17 protein-coding genes and 1 tRNA gene are annotated in these 19,659 nt (G+C 44.1%); 14 read left to right on the forward strand and 4 right to left on the reverse strand.

Translation table 11 applies throughout. The features are described from left to right. From AC25CA_RS03175 to AC25CA_RS03185, 3 genes are all read left to right on the forward strand, one after another. Positions 1-759, forward strand: coding sequence for a nitroreductase family protein (locus tag AC25CA_RS03175; RefSeq protein WP_486815594.1), 759 nt, complete (start codon positions 1-3; stop codon positions 757-759). Next, positions 759-1,439: a metal-dependent hydrolase gene (locus AC25CA_RS03180; RefSeq protein ID WP_486815595.1), complete on the forward strand. Its 681-nt coding sequence runs from the start codon at positions 759-761 to the stop codon at positions 1,437-1,439. The genes AC25CA_RS03175 and AC25CA_RS03180 overlap by 1 nt, the downstream gene beginning before the upstream one ends. 104 nt (positions 1,440-1,543) lie before the next feature. Next, complete coding sequence (locus tag AC25CA_RS03185; RefSeq protein WP_486815596.1) at positions 1,544-2,581, forward strand: NAD(P)H-dependent flavin oxidoreductase; 1,038 nt, start codon at positions 1,544-1,546, stop codon at positions 2,579-2,581. 25 nt (positions 2,582-2,606) lie between these two features. Here the strand turns inward: AC25CA_RS03185 and lpdA are convergent, their stop codons facing one another. The 4 genes from lpdA to pdhA are packed head-to-tail and all read right to left on the reverse strand — an operon-like array spanning position 2,607 to position 7,345. Continuing rightward, positions 2,607-4,004 carry a dihydrolipoyl dehydrogenase gene (gene lpdA / locus AC25CA_RS03190; protein WP_486815597.1) on the reverse strand — a complete coding sequence of 466 codons (1,398 nt, stop codon included), beginning with the start codon at positions 4,002-4,004 and terminating at the stop codon, positions 2,607-2,609. A 13-nt stretch (positions 4,005-4,017) separates the two neighbouring features. Further along, a complete protein-coding gene (locus AC25CA_RS03195) occupies positions 4,018-5,271 on the reverse strand; it encodes a dihydrolipoamide acetyltransferase family protein (protein WP_486815598.1) in 1,254 nt (417 codons plus the stop codon). 12 nt (positions 5,272-5,283) lie between these two features. Next, positions 5,284-6,261 (reverse strand): alpha-ketoacid dehydrogenase subunit beta, encoded by a 978-nt coding sequence (locus AC25CA_RS03200; protein ID WP_486815599.1) that lies wholly within the window; start codon positions 6,259-6,261, stop codon positions 5,284-5,286. Between the two features lies 1 nt (position 6,262). Continuing rightward, positions 6,263-7,345 (reverse strand): pyruvate dehydrogenase (acetyl-transferring) E1 component subunit alpha, encoded by a 1,083-nt coding sequence (gene pdhA / locus AC25CA_RS03205; protein ID WP_486815600.1) that lies wholly within the window; start codon positions 7,343-7,345, stop codon positions 6,263-6,265. Positions 7,346-7,544: 199 nt separating this feature from the next. Here pdhA and AC25CA_RS03210 point away from each other — a divergent pair, with 199 nt between their 5' ends. The 11 genes from AC25CA_RS03210 to agaV all read left to right on the forward strand — a co-directional run bounded on the left by AC25CA_RS03210 (position 7,545) and on the right by agaV (position 19,621). Continuing rightward, the gene (locus AC25CA_RS03210) at positions 7,545-8,498 is read left to right on the forward strand and encodes a YybS family protein (RefSeq protein ID WP_486815601.1); all 954 of its coding nucleotides are present in this window, start codon (positions 7,545-7,547) and stop codon (positions 8,496-8,498) included. A 10-nt stretch (positions 8,499-8,508) separates the two neighbouring features. Further along, a complete protein-coding gene (locus tag AC25CA_RS03215; RefSeq protein ID WP_486815602.1) occupies positions 8,509-10,557 on the forward strand; it encodes a DHH family phosphoesterase in 2,049 nt (682 codons plus the stop codon). 1 nt (position 10,558) lies between these two features. Continuing rightward, positions 10,559-11,008 carry a 50S ribosomal protein L9 gene (gene rplI, locus AC25CA_RS03220; protein WP_486815603.1) on the forward strand — a complete coding sequence of 150 codons (450 nt, stop codon included), beginning with the start codon at positions 10,559-10,561 and terminating at the stop codon, positions 11,006-11,008. Between the two features lie 14 nt (positions 11,009-11,022). Continuing rightward, positions 11,023-12,348: a replicative DNA helicase gene (dnaB, locus tag AC25CA_RS03225; protein WP_486815604.1), complete on the forward strand. Its 1,326-nt coding sequence runs from the start codon at positions 11,023-11,025 to the stop codon at positions 12,346-12,348. Positions 12,349-13,048: 700 nt separating this feature from the next. Further along, on the forward strand, positions 13,049-14,335 hold the full coding sequence (locus AC25CA_RS03230; RefSeq protein ID WP_486815605.1) for an adenylosuccinate synthase: 1,287 nt from the start codon (positions 13,049-13,051) through the stop codon (positions 14,333-14,335). A gap of 103 nt (positions 14,336-14,438) precedes the next feature. Continuing rightward, on the forward strand, positions 14,439-15,806 hold the full coding sequence (gene pepV / locus AC25CA_RS03235) for a dipeptidase PepV (RefSeq protein ID WP_486815606.1): 1,368 nt from the start codon (positions 14,439-14,441) through the stop codon (positions 15,804-15,806). 68 nt (positions 15,807-15,874) lie between these two features. Beyond that, a tRNA-Val gene (locus AC25CA_RS03240) sits at positions 15,875-15,950 on the forward strand. Between the two features lie 85 nt (positions 15,951-16,035). Then, positions 16,036-16,797, forward strand: a complete 762-nt coding sequence (locus tag AC25CA_RS03245) for a hypothetical protein (RefSeq protein WP_486815607.1) — start codon at positions 16,036-16,038, stop codon at positions 16,795-16,797. Between the two features lie 323 nt (positions 16,798-17,120). Beyond that, positions 17,121-17,852, forward strand: coding sequence for a GntR family transcriptional regulator (locus tag AC25CA_RS03250; RefSeq protein WP_486815608.1), 732 nt, complete (start codon positions 17,121-17,123; stop codon positions 17,850-17,852). 67 nt (positions 17,853-17,919) lie between these two features. Continuing rightward, positions 17,920-19,089: an SIS domain-containing protein gene (locus AC25CA_RS03255; protein ID WP_486815609.1), complete on the forward strand. Its 1,170-nt coding sequence runs from the start codon at positions 17,920-17,922 to the stop codon at positions 19,087-19,089. A 58-nt stretch (positions 19,090-19,147) separates the two neighbouring features. After that, positions 19,148-19,621: a PTS N-acetylgalactosamine transporter subunit IIB gene (gene agaV / locus AC25CA_RS03260; protein ID WP_486815610.1), complete on the forward strand. Its 474-nt coding sequence runs from the start codon at positions 19,148-19,150 to the stop codon at positions 19,619-19,621. Positions 19,622-19,659 lie beyond the last annotated feature (38 nt).

Here is a 19,659-nt window from a genome sequence, read left to right on the forward strand (position 1 = left end):
ATGAATCCAATTTTGCAAGCAATTGAGAAGCGACAATCTTTGCGGAATTTTGGCGGCCCGCTTGTAACAGATGAAGAGCGGGAAGCCATTCTTCACGCCGCCCTGCGGGCACCGACGGCGGGAAATATGATGATGTATTCCATTGTGCAAATCCGTTCCAAGGAAACGTTGAAAACGCTAGCGGAGACTTGCGATCATCAACCCTTTATTGGGAAAGCCAGTTTTGGCTTGCTCTTTCTTGCAGATCTTCAAAAATGGCATGATTATTTTTGTTCGGTTGGATTGGAAAAGGATTTTACTGCCAAGGAATTAGAACCCAAGGCTTCTGATTTATATCTTGGATTGAACGATGCGATCATTGCCGCGCAAACTGCAGTGATCGCAGCAGAATCTTTAGGTGTGGGATCTTGTTATATCGGCGATATTGTTGAGAATAAGGAAATACATCAAGAGATGTTTTCTTTGCCGCGCTGGGTGTTTCCGGCAGCCTTTCTTGTCTTTGGCAAGGCTCCGGAAGGGGCGAGTCGGCCGATGACGCCCAGGTTCGACGAAAAATATGTAGTCTTTGACGAAAGCTATCAGGTCCTTGAGGCTGATGATTTTTCAGAAATGTTCGCCAGATACACAGAAAAGGAAAAAGCTTGGGGTCTTAGTTTTGGCGAAAAGCTCTTTAAACGGAAAATGGTGTCTGATTTTGCCATGGAAATGGATCGATCGGTTCGCGCATACGTCAGTGAATGGATGGGGGAGGAAGAATAATGAAAATTATTGCTCATGGTCACTCAAGCATTGAACTTCGGGGACGGGAGTATCGCATTTTAATTGACCCCTTCTTTACCGAAAAAGATCAAATGCAAGGGCTCAAGGGAATTGACTTTATCTTATTGAGCCACGCCCATGCAGATCATATAACAGGGGCTTTGGAAGTGGCAAAACAGAATGGAGCCAAGGTGATCGCAATTTATGAACTGGCGGCATATATGGAGAATTTGGGAGCAGAAGTGGAAGCCCTTGGCATTGGAGGGACCTTGGATCTTGGAGAGACAAAGATTACCATGGTGCCGGCGGTGCATTCCTCATCGATCTTTCACAAGGAACCTTTCTCGATTGAATATATGGGCCAAGCAGTTGGCTTTATTGTTGAAATGGATGGAAAGCGGGTTTATCATGCAGGCGACACAGCGATTTTCTCTGATATGAAACTCTGGGCGAATCTTTATCCCTTAGATGCAGCCATTCTACCTATTGGCGGGGTCTATACCATGGATATGCGGCAAGCAGTTATGGCTGCTGACCTGCTGAATGTGGATCATGTGGTTCCAATCCATTACAATACCTTTCCTGCGATAGAGATTGAACCACAGGATTTTCAAGACCTATTGCAGGATTCTGGCCGTAAAGGGTGGTTCCTTGCACCGAAAGAGGCATTTGTTCTCTAAAAATTCATCGATTTTTTTCTTCTTCTATGATAAACTTACAATAATTACTTAGATGGACTAAGTATTAGTCGATCTAAAGAAGTCGAAGAAGGGAAACGATAAAATTGAAAATAGGAAATAAGTTGATGAAAATCCCCGTGATTCAAGGCGGGATGGGGATCGGTGTATCAGCCGGTCGTTTGTCGGGCAGTGTTGCGGCATGCGGTGGAGCAGGCACCATTTCGGCGGTAGGCATTGGCTATCGTCAAGTTGATCATTTTAAGGCATTTTTAGAATCCAATTTAAGAGCGATGGAAGAGGAATTTCAAAAGGCGCGCAACCTGTCTCAGGATGGAATTGTAGGGTTTAATATTATGACCGTTATTACGGATTATGTGACCTACGTGAAAAAGGCGGTTTCTCTGAAAGCTGATTTTATCGTTTCGGGAGCGGGATTGCCCTTGGAATTGCCCAAATTTGTAAAGGGAACGGATACCCAAGCGGTGCCCATTGTTTCCAGCGGAAAGGCAGCTAAAATCATTTTGAAGACTTGGAAAAAGAAGTGGGAGTATATTCCACAACTTATTATCATTGAAGGACCGGAAGCTGGAGGGCATCTTGGCTTTAAAGCGTCTTACTTCGAAAAAGAGGAAAAGGAAAGCTTGAAGGACTTGCTGGATTCGGTTCGTGCAGCGGTTGCTCCTTTTCAAGAGCAAGTCAAAGAGAAAATTCAACTGGTGGTTGCCGGTGGAATCGTAACACCAGAAGATGTAAAAGCGGCCTTGGATCTGGGTGCTGACGGCGTACAAATGGGGACTCGATTTATTGCGACAGAAGAGTGCGATGCGGATCCTCGATACAAGCAAAAGTATGTGGAAGCCACAGATGAAGATGTAATGATTATTCAAAGTCCCGTTGGATTGCCGGGCCGGGCCTTGAAAAATCCATTTACTGTCGAAGGCGCCAAGGGACGCATCCGGTGTCGAAACTGTTTAACACCTTGTAATCCATCGACAACGATTTATTGCATTGCAGACGCTCTTGAGCGGGCAGTACGTGGCGATGTAGACGGTGGACTCTTGTTTACTGGAAGCCAAGTGGGTAAGATTCATTCGATGAAGTCTGTGAAAGAAATTTTTCAAGAAATCGAAGCAGTCTTGTAAAAGCATATGGAAAGGGGCAGGAAAATTATTCCTGCTCCTTTTTTTTATAGATATGGATGGGTCGGTCCATGCCTCCATGGGCAGCTTCCATAACAGCTTCCGATATGCTGGGATGCGGATGGATGGCGTGAGCCAGATCTTGCAAAGTGCCTTCAAGTTCCATGGTGGCAACAGCCTGTGCAATCATATCAGTCGCATTGGGGGCGACGATGTGAATGCCGATGATTTCATCATAGCTGTCTTTGTCTGCAATCAGCTTAACAAATCCAGTTGTATGTCCTTCGGCCATGGCCTTGCCATTGGCTGCTAGAGGAAAGCGGCCAATTTTGATGGATCGCCCTTCCTTTTTGGCCTCTTCTTCCGTGTAACCTACGGAACCCACCTCTGGAAAAGAGTAGATGCATGCGGGTGCCTTCTTGTAGTTGAGAGGCCTTGAACTGCCAAGCACGGCATTTTCAGCGGCGATGATTCCCTCTGCACTGGCGACATGAGCCAGCATGGCCTTGCCGTTCATATCCCCGATGGCATAAATGCCGGGGATGCTGGTTTCCATGGTGTCTGACACTTGAATTTTTCCCTTCTCCATCTTCAAATTCAAGGATTCAATTCCCTTTGTATTGGCAATTCTTCCGATACTGAATAAAATTTGTTCGCCCGTAAAAGTCACAGGGGTGCCACTGGTATCTCCTGTGATCATGTTTTGATCAATGGAGTGAATTTTTGTATGATAGACGATTTCAACGCCTGATTTTTTCAAGACTTTTTCCAGCAGAACGCGGACATCATAATCCTGTTTAGCAAGGATTCGATCGGAGCGTTGCAACATGGTCACCTGGCTGCCGAGTGCTTGAAAGAGGGTGGCAAATTCAATGCCGACGACACCGCCGCCTATAATGATTAAAGATTTTGGTATTTCTTTAAGGTCTAGTAATTCTCGACTTGTCTTCACAAACCCATCTTGGTAGGCGGTATTCAGTCCAGGAATTTCTGGTAAATGGGGGTGAGAACCCAGGGCAAGAATGATTTTTTTTGTTACCAGGGTTTCTTCGTTAACGCGGACACTTCCACTATTGACGACTTCTGCAAAACCCTTGTAGAGGGTGACACCATTTTTTTTCAATAAGGTGCGGACACCATTGGTCATTTTTTTAACGACTTGGTTTTTACGCTTTTGTATGCGGGTCCAATCCAGTTGAATATTGGATTGATCATCGATCACGATACCGTAGTCTTCCGCATGGAGGAATTCTTGATAGATTTTGGCACTCTTTAGGAGGGTTTTGGTGGGGATACAACCCCAATTGAGGCATACGCCGCCGTAGGCTTCCTTTTCAATTAAGGCAACATTAGCACCCAGTTGTGCCGCTTTGATAGCTGCCACATATCCACCGGGGCCTGCTCCAATTACGATGATGTCATACATGAGGATCTCCTTTCTATCTCAATAGCAGTTCCATTGGATTTTCCAAGACTCTGCGCAGGCTTGTTGACAGTCGCCCAGCATCGGCACCATCTAATGCACGATGATCAATGCTGATGGTAATGGGCAGTTGATGGCGTGGCAAAATTTGCTTGTTGATGACACTCGGTTTTTCTTGAATTCGGCCAATGCCGAGGATGGCGACTTGGCCCCTTGGAATGATGGGGATGCCAATGCTCGTCCCAACAGCGCCATAATTGGTGATGGTAAAGGTAGCATCTTTCATTTCATCCAAGGTGAGGGTTCGAGTGCGTGCTTTTTCGGCAAGCATTTGAATCTCCTTGGCCAATTGCAAGATTCCTTTCTGATTGGCATTTCGAATGACGGGGACAAGCAATCCATCCGGGGTATCAACGGCGATGCCAATGTGAATTTCTTTATGGATGCGAAGAAGTCCCTTTTCAAGATCAAGACTTGCATTCATATGGGGATGTTCTTGTAATCCAAAAGCTAGCGCCTTAATGATAAAAGGAAGGAAGGTAAGTTTGATCCCCTCTTCTTTAGCAGCCTCCTTTTGTGCCTTTCGTAAGGCAACCAGGTGTGTGACATCCAACTCGTCCATAGATACGGCATGAGGGATGTTTTGTTTGGAGGCCTGCATGTTTTTTGCGATTGTTTTACGCAGTTGAGAAAGCGGTCTATCAATGCCGCTAGTGACAGTGCTTTTTGCCACTTTTTCGCTGGTGGGTGATTGCGAAGGAATTGATTGATCTGCAGCCTTTTGAATATCGGCCTTCATGACACGCATATTTGGTCCGGTGCCCTGAATGTCTTGGATATCGATGCCCAGATCTTTGGCCAATTTTCGGGCGACAGGGGTTGCTAGCACTTTTTGATGTTTTTTTGCTTGTGACTGTTTTTCTGCTCCAGGAATTACCTCGTTCGAAACCTCTAGCTGACCGACAACACCTGCTGACGATTTCTTCTCAGCGAGAGGTTGGTGATCGACCTTAGGGGGGGAAGGCGTACTTTCCTTTCCGTCATTGATGATAACCATCAGATTCCCAACTTGAATGAGATCTCCAATGTCGTAAAACTTTTCTTGAATGGTACCAGATGCCGGAGAGGGAATATCGGCTGTGACCTTGTCGGTTTCAACTAGAAAAAGTGGATCGCCTTCTTTGATTAAATCACCCGGTTCGACATACCATTTTAACAATTGACCTTCTGTGAGGCCTTCTCCAATATCAGCAAATTGAAATCGAATCATCTTCTCGCCTCCTTAATATGCGATCAATCGCTTGATTTCTGAAGCGATTTTTTGTGGAGTAATCATAAAATGATGTTCCCCTTTTGGAAGGGGGACGGGGATATCGTAGCCAGTCAAGCGGGAAGGAGGAGCTTCTAATGAGAGAAAAGCGTCTTCTGTGACTAGGCTAATTAATTCTGCACCGGGTCCAAAGCTTGATACGGCTTCATGGACAACTAAAAATCGTCCGGTTTTTTTTGTGGATGTTACGATGGCTTTTCGGTCAATAGGGGAAATGGTTCTTAAATCGATGAGTTCCACTGAAATATTGGAATCATTTAAGAGGTCGATTGCCTTTTGTGCTTCGCGAACCATGGCGCCCCAGGCGACCAAGGTTAAATCGGTACCGGTTTGAAGGATTTTGGCTTTTCCAATTTCCACAGTATAGGGCTCATTTGGAACTTCTTGTTTAAAGGCGCGATAGATGCGTTTGGGCTCCATAAAGATGACGGGGTCTGGGTCCCGAATGGCTGCAATCATTAACCCTTTTGTGTCGTAAGGGGTTGATGGAATAACCACCTTCAATCCGGGAATATGGGCGAATAAAGCTTCAATGCTCTCGGAATGATGCTCAAGAGCGCGAATACCACCGCCATACGGCATACGAATTACCATGGAAAGTGGGTATTTTCCGTGGGAACGATTGCGATAGCGTGCAGCATGGGCAACAATTTCATTGAAAGCAGGCAAAACAAAGCCTGAAAATTGAATTTCGACCACTGGCTTAAGACCGTAAATGGCCATGCCTATGGCAGAACCGACGATTCCCGCTTCGGCCAATGGTGTATCGAAACAACGTTTCTTGCCGTATTTTTCTTGCAGTCCCTTGGTTGCGCGGAAAACACCGCCTTCAAAACCCGCATCCTCACCATAAATAACAATGCGTGGATTAAGTTCCATCTCTTGGTCAAAAGCTTGGTTGAGTGCACCAATATTGTTCAGCAAGGTCATTCTACTCGCCTCCTTCTAGAAATTGTTTTGCATTTCTTAATTGTTTTTCCAAGTTTGGGGTCAAAGAAGCATAGGTATAGGAAAAAACATCATCCAAGGTCGGTGATTGACTTTCCTCAATCCGAGAAAAAATGGTGTTGACCTCTTCTTCAAATTGCTTGTAGAGGGCTTGATCTTCATCTTCTGTGAGCTTTTTCTTGGAGATTAAATATCGTTTCAAGCGAAGGATTGGGTCTTTTTCCTTCCATTCTTCAACCTCCTCATCGCTTCTGTAGATACTTGGGTCATCGGAGGTGGTATGAGGGCCAAGGCGATAAGTGACGGCTTCAATTAAGGTGGGTCCCTCTCCGGCACGGGCTCTTTCAACGGCTTCTTGCGTAGCGGCAATCATTGCAAATAAGTCATTGCCATCGACCTGAATGCCTGGGATCCCGTATGCAATTGCCTTTTGTGCCAGTGTTTTTGATCGTGTCTGATCTTTTCTAGAGACAGAAATAGCAAATTGATTGTTTTGTATCACGAAAACAACGGGGGATTCAAAAACACCCGCAAAATTCAAAGCTTCATGAAATTCTCCTTGACTCGTTCCACCATCGCCGCAAAAGGCGATAACCACTTCGTCTTTTTCCTCATAATCAATGGCCATGGCCAATCCGACAGCATGGGTCAGTTGAGAGGCAATGGGAACTGAGATTGGAAGCATGCGCACAGAGTCTGGAAGGAGGGATCCGGCTTCATTTCCATACCAGTATAAGAATAAATTTTCTAGGGGGGCTCCTTTTTGAAGCCAGCCAGCCAACTCTCTAAATGCAGGAACAAGCCAGTCGCGTTCTTCAGTTGGAATAATGGCGCCTAGGCTAGCAGCTTCTTGACCGATACTTGGCGCGTAGGTGAGCATTCGGCCCTGTCTTTGATATTGGATTGCTTTTTGATCAGCAACACGAGCGAATACCATAGTTTCATACCATTTTCGGACACTTGCAAGATCGACTTTTGGCATGAGGCTCGGTTTTATGACTTTTCCTTCAGCAGATAAGATTTCGAGTTTTTTCCCTTTTAAGGGATCGTAGGTTTTACTTAGCATTCAGTCCTCCTTGTTTGTTACTTCGTAATACCATATATATAGCCAATTTTCACTTGAACAAGCAAACCCCTGAAGGGTATGATGCAAAAGATGATTTTCCAGGCTTTTTAAAAGGGAGTGGATTGCACTTTTTGGGGTTTCCGTTATAATAGAAGTTATAGGTTGGGAAGAATTGCTTAGAATGGAGAGGGGTTACTGAATGGAGAATCAAAATCGATCAAGAATGATGACCGAAGGCGCCATGATGGTTGGCTTAGCCGCGGTTCTTGGATATTTGGGACAGATGTTATTGACACCCGTGTTATTTTTATATCCGCTACCATTTTTGGTCTTGGGATATCGCCAAGGAACGAAGGCGACAGTGATTGCAATACTCGCAAGCTTGGGCGTCTGTTCTTTACTGTTTATGCCCATAGCAGCTTTGTCTATGACCATGAGTTTGGGTCTTCCTGCGATTGCAATGGTCTGGGGAATTCATCATTCCAGAAGCTTTGGTGAGATTATTATCATAGGCGGACTTGCAGCCTTGCTTGGATTTGGCGGCGCAGCCGTTCTTTTTCAGCTGGTCAGCGGGATTGATATGGTGGAGTATGTGACTAGCTTAACCGGGGAAATGCAAAGTGTCGTAGAAACGACGGTGGCAGCAAACTCCACCTTGGATGCGGAACAGGCAGACCTCATGCTTACGCAGTTTACGGCGATGATTGAAATGGTGAAACGAACCTTGCCAGCAAGCTTATTAATCACTTCTATGTTGATTGCTTATGTTAATATGCGATTGATGGTGATGATTTTAAAGCGGATCAAGATGGCGGTGCCGGATATGCCGCAATTCAAACTGTTTGTTTTGCCACGAGGTATGGCTTTTGGAATCTTAGCTATGTATCTGGCGGGAATATTTTTGGAGTATCGGAATTTTTTTGAGCCGGGAATTTTGACGCAGAATATTTTAATCCTGGCTATGGCTGCTTTTTTGGTGCAAGGGTGGGCTGTTGTGATTTATATTCTTGGCCAGCGAACAAAAAGCAAAACGATTGTTGTTCTGATTATTGTGATGAGTTTGTTATTTGCAGCGGTTCAGTATGCCGTACTGATGTTGGGAATGTTAGATCGATTCTTTAACTTCCGGCGATTGCCGAGTACAGGAGTCTAAGGAGACAAATATGAAATTGAAACGTTGGATTCGAATAATCAAAAGAAATCGAAAGCATCGCGTTGAAGAGGAAGAAAAAAAGATTCAGCGTGTGGTGAAAAAGGCGCGATTTGATCAACGCCAGATTTTAATTGGCGTTGGTTTGTTGGTTTGTATTTTGGCAATTTTTAATCTTCGACATAGTTTATTATTGGGGTTTGTATTCTTTTATGGATTTTCTTATTATTTGATTCGAAAAAATGGAAATCAGCATCAATGGGCGCGTCTTGTGGAAGGCATGGCGGGAGAAATGGACCTTGTCACGCGGGACTTGATATTTAATCTTCCCGTACCCTTTAGTTTGGTTTCTGAGAATGGTTCCATCCTTTGGTATAACGAAGTGTTTCAGACGACCATGGAGGGCCATGAATGGATTGGCGAGAGCATAGGCAAAATCATTCCTAATTTTTCATTTTCTCTTTTTGAAAAAGAATCGGTAGAGGTTTCTTTAGGCGAGCAAACCTATCAAGTGATGTGCAATGTGATTGAACCTAAAGACGATAAAAGTACGCGGCTTGCCATGTTGTATTGGATCCGTCGAACAGAATTGGCGGATTTGAAGGAACGTTTGGTCATGAGTCAACCGTGCATTGCTATGATCCAAATTGATAACTATGCTGAATTGGCATCTCGTAGAGAAGAATTTAAAATGTCTGAGATCGATACTGCGGTTCATCGAATTTTGGATGGCTACTCGGCTCGCATGAGCGCTGCTCTTCGGGAGTATGATGACGGAAAGTATATGATGGTGTTGAACTATCGTCAGCTGAATTGGCTGATGGAACGGAAATTTGAACTTTTAGATGAAATTCGAGAGGTCAATGTTGGTAATTCGATGCCAGTTACCTTAAGCATGGGGATCGGTACGGGCAGTGATTCTTTTACTAAGGTCTATGAATATGCGGGAGTTGCCATGGAAATTGCCCTGGGAAGGGGCGGTGATCAAGCCGTTGTCAAACAGGCTGATATCTTGAATTTCTATGGGGGAAAATCAAAGACCCTAGAGAAACGGAATCGAGTCAAGGCTCGAGTGATAGCCCATGCCTTGAAGGAATTGATTACAGAAAGTGAACGTGTTTTTATTATGGGACATAAGGTGCCGGATATGGATGCCTTGGGTGCGGGTGTTGGATTTTTGGCCATTGTCCAGAATCTCGATAAAAAAGGATATATTGTCTTTGAGGAAAGCAACCCCTCTGTTGACAACTTGATGCAGAGACTATTGGCAGAGGACGAGGAATACAGCAAGAACTTTTTGACTCCAGCTCAAGCGGAAGAACTCTTTCAGCCCAACGATCTCTTGGTTGTGGTTGATAATCATCGTCCCGATTCATCAGAAGCACCAAATTTGATTCCAAAGGCTCAGAAATTGATTTTATTTGATCACCATCGCAGAACGGCGTCCTTTATTGAGCCGGTAACCTTGATGTATATGGAACCGTATGCATCATCGACTTGTGAACTGATCACTGAAGTCATTAGTTATATGGGAGATGCCATGAAACTTTTGCCCTATGAGGCAGATTCCTTATTGGCGGGAATTACGGTGGATACCAAAAACTTCACCTATAAAACTGGAGTAAGGACTTTTGAGGCGGCATCTTATTTAAGGCGAGCGGGTGCGGATACCATGGAGGTTCGAAAGCTATTTAAAGATGATTTATCGATTTTGGTACAAAAGGCTTCTGTATTGAAGGAAGCGGAAATCTATAAGAGTTATTTTGCTTTGTCTCAATTTGATCAGGATTCGGATATTTCGATACTTGTGGCCGCGCAATCTGCGGATGAATTGTTGAAAGTCCGTGGGGTGAGGGCATCCTTTGTGGTTACAAATTATGGAGGACGGATTCATATCTCTGCTCGATCCATGGATGAGATCAACGTGCAAATGATTATGGAGAAATTAGGGGGAGGCGGCCATATGAATTCGGCGGCAACCCAAATCGATACGAGTTTGGCTTTGGCAAAAAACATGCTGAAACAGGCGATCGATGAATATATAGAAGAGGAGAAAGAATAAGATGAAAGTAGTATTGTTGAAAGACGTAAAGGACATTGGAAAAAAAGGGGACGTAATCAACGCCAAGGAAGGGTATGCCCGAAACTATTTGTTACCAAAAGGGTATGCGGCAGAAGCGACGAGTGGAAAGCTGAAAGAAGTAGAACAGCGAAATCGCGGTAAAGAGATACGTGCCGAGGAAATTTTGGCGGAAGCGCGACAAGTCAAGGAAGCCATTGAAAATGAGCAAATTGTGATCAAGAGCAAGTCAGGTGCTGGAAGCAAATTGTTTGGATCGATTACGATCAAAGAGATTGCCCAGGTTTTACAATCAAAGGGATATGAGATTGACCGTAAGAAGATGAAATTGAAGGGCGGAAAGATCAACATGCTGGGCCGTTTTCCAGTTGAGATTAAATTGCATCCCAAGGTCAAGGCGGAAGTAACAATAGAAGTTGTCGACCAGGACTAGATAAGGAGAGCGTGATGGAAGAACGATTCAGCAAGATTCCACCGCATAATATAGAAGCGGAACAATCGGCATTGGCAGCTATGCTTTTGGATCGAGATGCAATTGTGACAGCTTCGGAAATTCTACATCCGGAAGATTTTTATCGCAAGGGCAATGAGTTGGTTTTTGAATCAATGATGGAATTGTATAACACCAATGAACCTGTTGATCTGATTACCCTTTCAGAAAATTTGAAGAAAAAAGATATGCTAGAAGCTGTTGGTGGTGAGGCATATTTAATTGGCATAACCGACGCCTTGGCGACCACGGCAAATATTGCTACCTATTGCGAAATTATTGAAGAGAAGGCGGTTTTACGCCGATTGATTCAAACTTCCAATGAAATTATGGCGGAAAGTTATAGGGATCAGCGCAAGGTTACTGATATTCTGGCGCAGGCGGAAACGACTATTTTTCAAATTTCTCAGAGTAAGAATACAGGAACCATCACCTCCATGCGGGAGATCTTGTCGACAACCCTGGATCAGATTGAGGAGTTATCAAAGAATGCAGGCAAGTTAACGGGTATCACCACAGGCTTTAACAGTTTAGATGCCAAGTTAAATGGTTTGCAACGTTCAGATTTGGTTCTTGTTGCAGCGCGTCCGGCTATGGGTAAATCGACTCTTGCCATGAACTTTGCTGAGAATGCGGCGATTCACGCAGATGCCACGGTTGTTGTTTTCTCTCTGGAGATGGCCAAAGAACAGTTGGCACAGAGAATGTTGTCTTCCATGTCAAATATTGAATTGAACCGAATTCGATCGGGTGATTTGGATAATGAAGCGTGGTCCATGCTGATTGCAGCGATGCAGAAGTTGGCAGAGAAGAAAATCTTTATCGATGATACACCTGGGGTAACCCTGAACGATATTCGGGCAAAATGCAGACGTATGAAGGCAGAACGAGGACTAGACATGATTGTGATTGACTACTTGCAGTTGATGGCGTCGGATGGGAAAACCGAAAACCGTCAGCAGGAGGTATCAACGATCTCTAGGGGATTGAAATTAATGGCTCGTGAACTGGATTGTCCTGTTGTGACTTTGTCTCAGTTGTCTCGTGCGCCAGAACAACGGGCGGATCATCGTCCGATTATGTCGGATTTACGTGAATCTGGTGCCATTGAGCAGGATGCCGATGTTGTCTTGATGTTGTATCGGGATGACTATTACGATGAAGAGTCCGAGGATCAAGGCTTGGCCGAAGTTATTATCACCAAGCAGAGAAATGGTCCGACGGGAACGGTCAAATTGGCCTTCCGTGGTGAATATACAAAGTTTATGAGCATAGAACCATAAAGCGATGAACGAGGAGGGGAGACTTTTTCCTTCAAACAAGAGAGAATTTTATTTTCTCTTGTTTGAGAGAAAGAGAAATCCTTCCTTTTGTTTTGGAAAGGAAGGGTAAGAAACCCCTCCACGTTCTAGGAATAGAGCCCCGCCGTTCCCGGAGGGAGAGCCAAGCGACCCCGTAGGGAACTTGATGAGATCCTCCCTCATTCTAGAGAAGGAGCCCCGTCGTTCCCGAAGGGAGAGCAAAGCGACCCCGTGAAGGAGCCCTGTCGTTCCTGAAGGGAAATTTTTTTGTGGAAAAGAGTAGTTTTTTTATGTAAAAACCCTAAAACACGAAGAATTGGGGGCGCCTTCGTCTCTGATTTGTGGAAAAGAGGACGAAGTGTGGATGGAAAGGGACTATTATTCAGGTTTTGTGGATAATCCACAAGATATTCACAGAACGTCTGTGCATAAGTCTGTGGATACTGTGGATAATGTGGGGAAATCATCCACAAGATCTTGTGTTAAGGGAATGTCAATCCCTGAATCTAGTAAACTCAGAAAGTTATGAACACTGATTACAAGTAAATACCGACTATAAAGCGTATGATTATGACAACACTTTATAAAACATACGGATTTTCGTTGCATCTATCTATACTTTCTGGTAGAATTATCTCGGTCGAAAGACCCTGTACTAAATAAAATATGTGAGGTATGAATCATGTCAACCTATACTGTACTAGGCGCCCAATGGGGTGATGAAGGAAAAGGAAAAATTACGGATTATTTGGCGGAAAAAGCAGACTTGGTGGTTCGCTATCAAGGTGGAAACAACGCAGGTCACACGGTTGTGATCGGTGAAAACACCTATAAATTGCATTTGATTCCATCAGGAATTTTCTATTCTGACAAATTGGCTGTGATTGCCAACGGTGTTGTGGTCAACCCATTTGCACTGTTGGAAGAGATTCAATACTTAAATGAAAAAGGCATAACAACTGATAATCTACGCATTAGTGATCGCGCACATATCATTTTGCCAACGCATCTTAAATTGGATGCCTTGAAGGAAGAAAAACGCGGTAAAGCGAAGATCGGCACAACTATTAAGGGGATTGGACCGGCATATGTGGATAAGATGGAGAGAAGCGGACTCAGATTCGCAGATATCTTTTATCCAGAGGTGTTCGAAAAAATTCTTCGTAAGAATATTGAAGGAAAAAATGAATTGATCGAAAAGTTCTACGGCGTAGAAGGATTCGATGTGGATCAAACGGTTGTTGAAGTAGTGGCTGCTTTGGAAAAACTGAAGCCTCATGTCGTGGATACGGTGGAACTTTTACAAGATGCCAAGCAAGCAGATAAAAAAATCTTGCTAGAAGGTGCACAAGGCACCCTATTGGATATTGATTTTGGAACCTATCCCTATGTAACTAGTTCTCACCCAACAACGGGTGGTGTTTCCATTGGTACAGGTCTGTCGCCTTTTGATCTAGATGGAGCCATCGGTGTTGTGAAAGCCTATTTGACACGCGTTGGTAAGGGTCCATTCCCAACAGAATTGGAAAATGAGACTGGTGAATGGATTCGGGAAAAAGGATTTGAATTCGGAACAACAACAGGCCGCCCGCGCAGATGTGGTTGGTTGGATACTGTGATGCTTCGATATACAGCACAGATCAATGGATTGACTTCTTTGGTCGTTACCAAGTTGGATACCTTGGGCGGATTGGAAGAAATAGAGATCTGTTCAGGTTATTTATTGAACGGTAAGGTTGTAAAAACCTTCCCCGCATCTTTGCAGACCTTGGCGCTTTGCCAGCCTGTATACGAAAAACATCCGGGCTGGAGCCTTGAGAGTATGCAAGGGATTGAAACCTATGAAGACCTGCCTGAAACGGCGAAAAAATATTTAGCTAGAATTGAAGAATTGACTGGGGTATCGGTTGATATGTTCTCCATTGGTCCAAAACGATCTGAAACAATTATGAGAAAAGAAGTATTCTAGAAGCAAAACCCGAAACTGGATGGAGACATCCAGTTTTTTTATGGAACGAATATGGTAAAATAGGGGCAAAGAGTGATAGTAGTTGGAAATTGGAGGAAAAAATATGAAAAAATGGACGACAGAAACCCAAGCGATGGTGAAAGATTTACAGGCGTTGATTCAAATTAAGAGTGTTGAAGGAAAAGCGGAAGCGGGCATGCCTTTTGGACCGGGCCCAAAAGCGGCTTTGGATGCTGCTTTGGCATTATGTGATCGTTTGGGATTTCGAACAAAAGATTTGGATGGATATGCAGGCTTCGCTGAATTTGGTCAAGGCGAGGAAGTTGTTGGTATTTTGGCTCATCTTGATGTAGTACCAGAAGGCGATAGTTGGGATTTTCCTCCCTATGAAGCGCATATTGCAGATGGTAAGATCTTCGGTCGTGGAACCATTGATGACAAGGGACCAGCAGTAGCGGCCTTATACGGTATGAAGCGAGTCATGGATTCGGGTGTAGCCTTAAAGCGGCGTGTGCGAATGATTTTTGGCACCAACGAGGAAACGGGTTGGGGTGGCATTCATCACTATGTTGAAAAAGAGGGTGGTGTTACCCTTGGATTTACTCCGGATGGCGCATTTCCTTTGATCCATGGAGAAAAGGGAATATTGGATGCAGAGTTTAGTCAAATATTTCCACAGGCTGAAGCCGCAGTGAAGCTTCTTTCTTTGGCGGGTGGCAACGCTGTAAATATGGTGCCTGATTCGGCTACGGCGATTCTTGGCGGAGAGGGGATTGAAGATTGGATTCAGTCGATTCAAGGGGAGATTCTTAAGGATGGTCGCTTTGAGTTGATACGGCAAGGAATGACTTGCTCACTTAAGCGAATCGGAAAATCTGCTCATGGTTCAACACCAGAAGCAGGCGAGAATGCCGTTTCCCATTTAATTGATTTTCTTGTGAACCATGGGGTTCAAGATCCCTGTTTGGATTCCTATATGGACTTGGTTGGCTTGGAAATGGATGGCGCATCATTCGGCTGCAAGATGGATGATGAGTACGGTGCATTAACCTTCAATGTAGGGCTTTTTGAATACAAAAATGGAGAAGCAAATTTTCGGGTGAATATCCGTTATCCCATCAGTAAGGAGGAGGATGCGGTTTGGGAATCCATGCAGTCTATTGCCAGTGTAAAAAAGGGATGGTTGGCAGACAAGCTTAGTCATTTGGCACCGATCTATCGGGAAATCCAGGATCCTTTGGTTCAGACCTTGCTGGGAGTATACCGGGAAGTAACAGGAGATCTAGAGAACCAACCATTTACGATTGGCGGTGGCACATATGCCCGTGCCATGGACAATGTGGTTGCCTTTGGACCAGGACTCATGGGTTCATCTCATTTGGCCCATCAGCCTAATGAGTATATCGAAGTTGAGGAATTGATTGCCTTGGCTGAAATTTATGAAAAAGCCATTGTGCAATTGGCGAAATAAAAATAATCTGACTATTTTTCCAACTATTGAAATTTTCTTCACGCTACGATACAATAAGGCTAGCGTGAGGGCGCTTAGCTCAGTTGGGAGAGCACTAGCTCGACAAGCTAGGGGTCGCTGGTTCGAGCCCAGTAGTGCCCACCACAAGACAATCCTTTTGGATTGTCTTTTTTTTGCATTGAAATCAACTGCCTGGGGTAAATAAGCCATAGAAAGGCGGTATAAAAAAATGAAAGAAAAGAATCTACCATTATGGACAGGAATCAACGGAGCAGGAATGGTGGTTTGGTGGGTTGCCTTTGCGAGCCTATGGACGGGTCGATTTGGAGAATCCCTGATGGCTCTTTATGGTCGTGTTGAAACCTATGTAACGCCAACTGAACTGACTTTTATGGTGTGGCCTCTTGTGATTATAACCATGGCGATTTCCTTTGTAGTCATTCATCAAAAGGGTCAGGCAAAGTTTGCAGGTAGCCTAGGGGTTCCATATTTGACTGGGCAAGGCTTTGCTGTTGGCTGGGCTTATGCGACGGGGACAGGTCGATTGGGTTGGGCTGCTGTTTTTATTAGTTTTTCTGTATTGTTCTTTAGTATTGCCTATCATCGTTTGTACGAAAGCCAAGCGCCGCTTCGTATGACCTTTGGCTTGAGTATCGCCTTAGCGTGGTTCAGTGCTAGCACAGTTCTGGCTTGGGCGGTTTATCTGCGGGAAGCGGCTTGGGATCCTTTTATTTTTGAGCCCATGCAATACGCATTAATTGTAATTACAGCTGCATTGTTTATTTCATCCGTGCTGATTTTTCAAAAACGAGACTGGGTTTTTTCCTTGGTTGTTGTTTGGGGCATGGAAGGAATTTCAGAAGTGACGACGGATCTTGGGTATCGGATTCTCATTGTTATGTCCATGACTTTATTGATTGCATTTATTCTTACGCTTTTCACTTGGCGGGCGCGGGGGCACAGTCGTACCTCGGACAGTTATTTGAATTAATACAAATCCGTGAAAAGATTATGACAAAAAATTAACGGACGAGTCGACTCAATGATCTCTATACCGGGTATTATTATATTGAGGTGATAAACATGATGAAAATTTTAATTCCACTTGCGATTGCCGGTACTCTTGCTTTGATTTGGGCGAATCCCATCAGCATTGAAGAAAAAAACTATGAGACGCTAATTCATGATATATTGCAACGTTAAATGACTTCCCCCGCTTTGCGGGGGATTTTTTTTCTTGACAAAGCGAAAGAGAGATGCGTATAATAAAGCTAGAACTGGTAATGACCACATGACCGGAAGAGGTGAAAGGCAATGATGGATCCAAAAAGTCGAATTCCACTATACTATCAATTACTTGATGTTTTGCTGGAAAAGATTCGATCCGGTGAATTGAAAACAGACGACAAACTGCCGTCTGAGCGTGAGTTATGCGACCTATATGAGATCAGTCGATCCACAGTTCGCCAGACCATGTTGGAAATGGAGCGAGAAGGCTATATCTATAAAAAGCATGGCAAGGGGACTTTTGTTGCTGCACCCTATTTAAAGCAGGATTTAAGTGGATTTTATTCTTTCACCGATGAAATGAAGAAACTTGGCAAGGTGCCCAGTTCTCATGTATTGGAATTTGCTGTGATCGAAGCTGACATAGAAACAGCCTCACGGATGGGGTTAGCGGAAGGAGAACGCGTAATCAAGTTCAAGCGTCTTCGTTTGGCGGACGACGAACCCATGATGTACGAAAAGAGTTACATTCCGTATAAACGCTTTGCTGGAGTAACAGGAGAACAATTGGAAAAAAGGCCCATGTATGATATTCTTCGAGAAGACTATCAGGTGAGATTCACGGATGCAGAAGAGGTTTTTAAGCCGGTTCTACCGAAAGTGCATGAAGCGAAATATTTACATATCAAAGGGTATACACCATGTATGCTGATTGAGAGGATTACACGAGAAGGTCAAGCGGTTGTAGAATATACCGTTGGCATCGCTCGGGGAGATAAATTTGAATATCGTGTGGTGCTTAAGACGAGTGGTGTCTAGGCACCAAGCTTTTTACCACAACTGGTAAGAACCACAGGTCCACATGATGAACGAATAGGAGGAAATTATGATTTTAGGCGTTGAGGCTTCCGAATGGGAAGCAAAAGGGGCATTGATCACAGCGAAAGAGATTGATCAGCAGCCAAGACTTTGGGGGGAGACCTACGAAATATTTTTGAAAGAGGGACAAGCTCTTCAGAATTTTTTACTTCCCTTGTTTGAAAAGCAAGAGTTGCGAATTATTTTAACTGGAGCCGGCTCATCGGCATTTGTAGGAGATATGGCGGTACCTTATATGAGGAAACATCTTCCTTATCGGGTAGAAGCCATTGCCACAACAGATATTGTTGCAAATCCAGCCAACTACTTAAAGCGAGAGGTGCCAACATTGTTGATCTCTTGTGCACGATCCGGGAACTCGCCGGAAAGTATTGCAGCAGTGGATCTGGCTGATCAATGTGTGGATGAAATTTATCACGTATTCTTTACTTGCAACGAAGAAGGAAAACTTCATCTTCGAGCGAAGGGAAATGCAAATATTTTCAGCTTGTTGATGCCGAAAGATTCCAATGATCAAGGCTTTGCCATGACGGGATCGTTGACAAGCATGACCTTATCGAGTCTGCTGTTTTGTCATCTTGATGACCTGCATGATATGAAAAAAACGATAGAAATTATTCGGGAAAGAGCAGAAGGTTACAAGGAAAGCTTGATCCCTTTAGTGAAGGAATTGGTAAAGGCTCATTTTGCCCGTTACGTATATTTGGGATCATCGAGTTTGAGTGGAATGGCTCGAGAATCCGCTTTGAAAACCTTGGAATTGTGTGCCGGAGATTCGACAACGCATTACGACTCAGTTTTGGGATTTCGACACGGCCCCAAGTCTGTGGTCAATGAAGAGACCTTGACCATTCTATATGTTGCCAATGATCCATACACCTACGCCTATGACTTGGATTTATTGAAAGAATTTGCAGCAGATAAAAAGGGACATGTACTAGCGATTACTGATGGACTGGATGCACAAGTATCAAAACTGGCTGATTTTCATTATGCAGTGAATGAAAATGCAATGGAGACCATCGATGATACGTTTTTGAGTTTTCCTTATATCATAACCGCACAATTAATTGCTTTTTATAATTCCTTGGCTCTTGGAATGACACCGGACAATCCATCACCGACTGGATTTGTGAATCGTGTTGTACAAGGTGTCCATATTTACCCTTATAAATAGTTCTCTCCGGAAGGTTATCCTTCCGGGGGCAACCCCATCCAAATCAGAGGAGGAAAAAATGCCAAATATATGTTTAACACGAATTGATAATCGTTTATTGCATGGCCAAGTTGCCGTAACATGGTCTCATCATGTTGAGGCAAACCTTATCCTAATTTGCAACGATGAAGTTTCAAAGGATAAGATCCAACAATCATTGATGGATATGGCATGCCCGCCATCCATGCAGACTCGTTACTTCAGTATTGAAAAAACCATTCAGGTGATTCATAAAGCATCTCCGAAGCAAAAGATTGCCTTGATTGTACGTAACCCGCAAGATGTATGGAAATTGGTAGAGGGTGGCGTTCCAATTGATTCTGTCAATATTGGAAATATGCACTTTTCAGAAGGTAAAGAACAGGTAACGACCACCGTATCGTTGAATGACAGCGATCGTGATGCATTTAAGAAGCTAGTGGATCGTGGTGTGAAATGTACGATCCAACGAGTCCCGTCTGAAAAAGCGGTAGAGATTCAAAAGTATCTATAGCAACAGCGCTTGAGGAGGCGTTTAGTAATACAAAAATG

This window comes from Gottschalkiaceae bacterium SANA (genome assembly GCA_036323355.1).
In the GTDB taxonomy this organism is placed as follows: Bacteria; Bacillota; Clostridia; order Tissierellales; family GPF-1; genus GPF-1.

Bases quoted from the DNA above. Each gene is read 5' to 3' on its own strand.
- AC25CA_RS03175 (WP_486815594.1), top strand. From the start codon at position 1: ATGAATCCAATTTTGCAAGCAATTGAGAAGCGACAATCTTTGCGGAAT.
- AC25CA_RS03180 (WP_486815595.1), top strand. From the start codon at position 759: ATGAAAATTATTGCTCATGGTCACTCAAGCATTGAACTTCGGGGACGG.
- lpdA (WP_486815597.1), bottom strand. From the start codon at position 4,004: ATGTATGACATCATCGTAATTGGAGCAGGCCCCGGTGGATATGTGGCA.
- AC25CA_RS03195 (WP_486815598.1), bottom strand. From the start codon at position 5,271: ATGATTCGATTTCAATTTGCTGATATTGGAGAAGGCCTCACAGAAGGT.
- AC25CA_RS03200 (WP_486815599.1), bottom strand. From the start codon at position 6,261: ATGACCTTGCTGAACAATATTGGTGCACTCAACCAAGCTTTTGACCAA.
- pdhA (WP_486815600.1), bottom strand. From the start codon at position 7,345: ATGCTAAGTAAAACCTACGATCCCTTAAAAGGGAAAAAACTCGAAATC.
- AC25CA_RS03210 (WP_486815601.1), top strand. From the start codon at position 7,545: ATGGAGAATCAAAATCGATCAAGAATGATGACCGAAGGCGCCATGATG.
- AC25CA_RS03215 (WP_486815602.1), top strand. From the start codon at position 8,509: ATGAAATTGAAACGTTGGATTCGAATAATCAAAAGAAATCGAAAGCAT.
- rplI (WP_486815603.1), top strand. From the start codon at position 10,559: ATGAAAGTAGTATTGTTGAAAGACGTAAAGGACATTGGAAAAAAAGGG.
- dnaB (WP_486815604.1), top strand. From the start codon at position 11,023: ATGGAAGAACGATTCAGCAAGATTCCACCGCATAATATAGAAGCGGAA.
- AC25CA_RS03230 (WP_486815605.1), top strand. From the start codon at position 13,049: ATGTCAACCTATACTGTACTAGGCGCCCAATGGGGTGATGAAGGAAAA.
- pepV (WP_486815606.1), top strand. From the start codon at position 14,439: ATGAAAAAATGGACGACAGAAACCCAAGCGATGGTGAAAGATTTACAG.
- AC25CA_RS03245 (WP_486815607.1), top strand. From the start codon at position 16,036: ATGAAAGAAAAGAATCTACCATTATGGACAGGAATCAACGGAGCAGGA.
- AC25CA_RS03250 (WP_486815608.1), top strand. From the start codon at position 17,121: ATGATGGATCCAAAAAGTCGAATTCCACTATACTATCAATTACTTGAT.
- AC25CA_RS03255 (WP_486815609.1), top strand. From the start codon at position 17,920: ATGATTTTAGGCGTTGAGGCTTCCGAATGGGAAGCAAAAGGGGCATTG.
- agaV (WP_486815610.1), top strand. From the start codon at position 19,148: ATGCCAAATATATGTTTAACACGAATTGATAATCGTTTATTGCATGGC.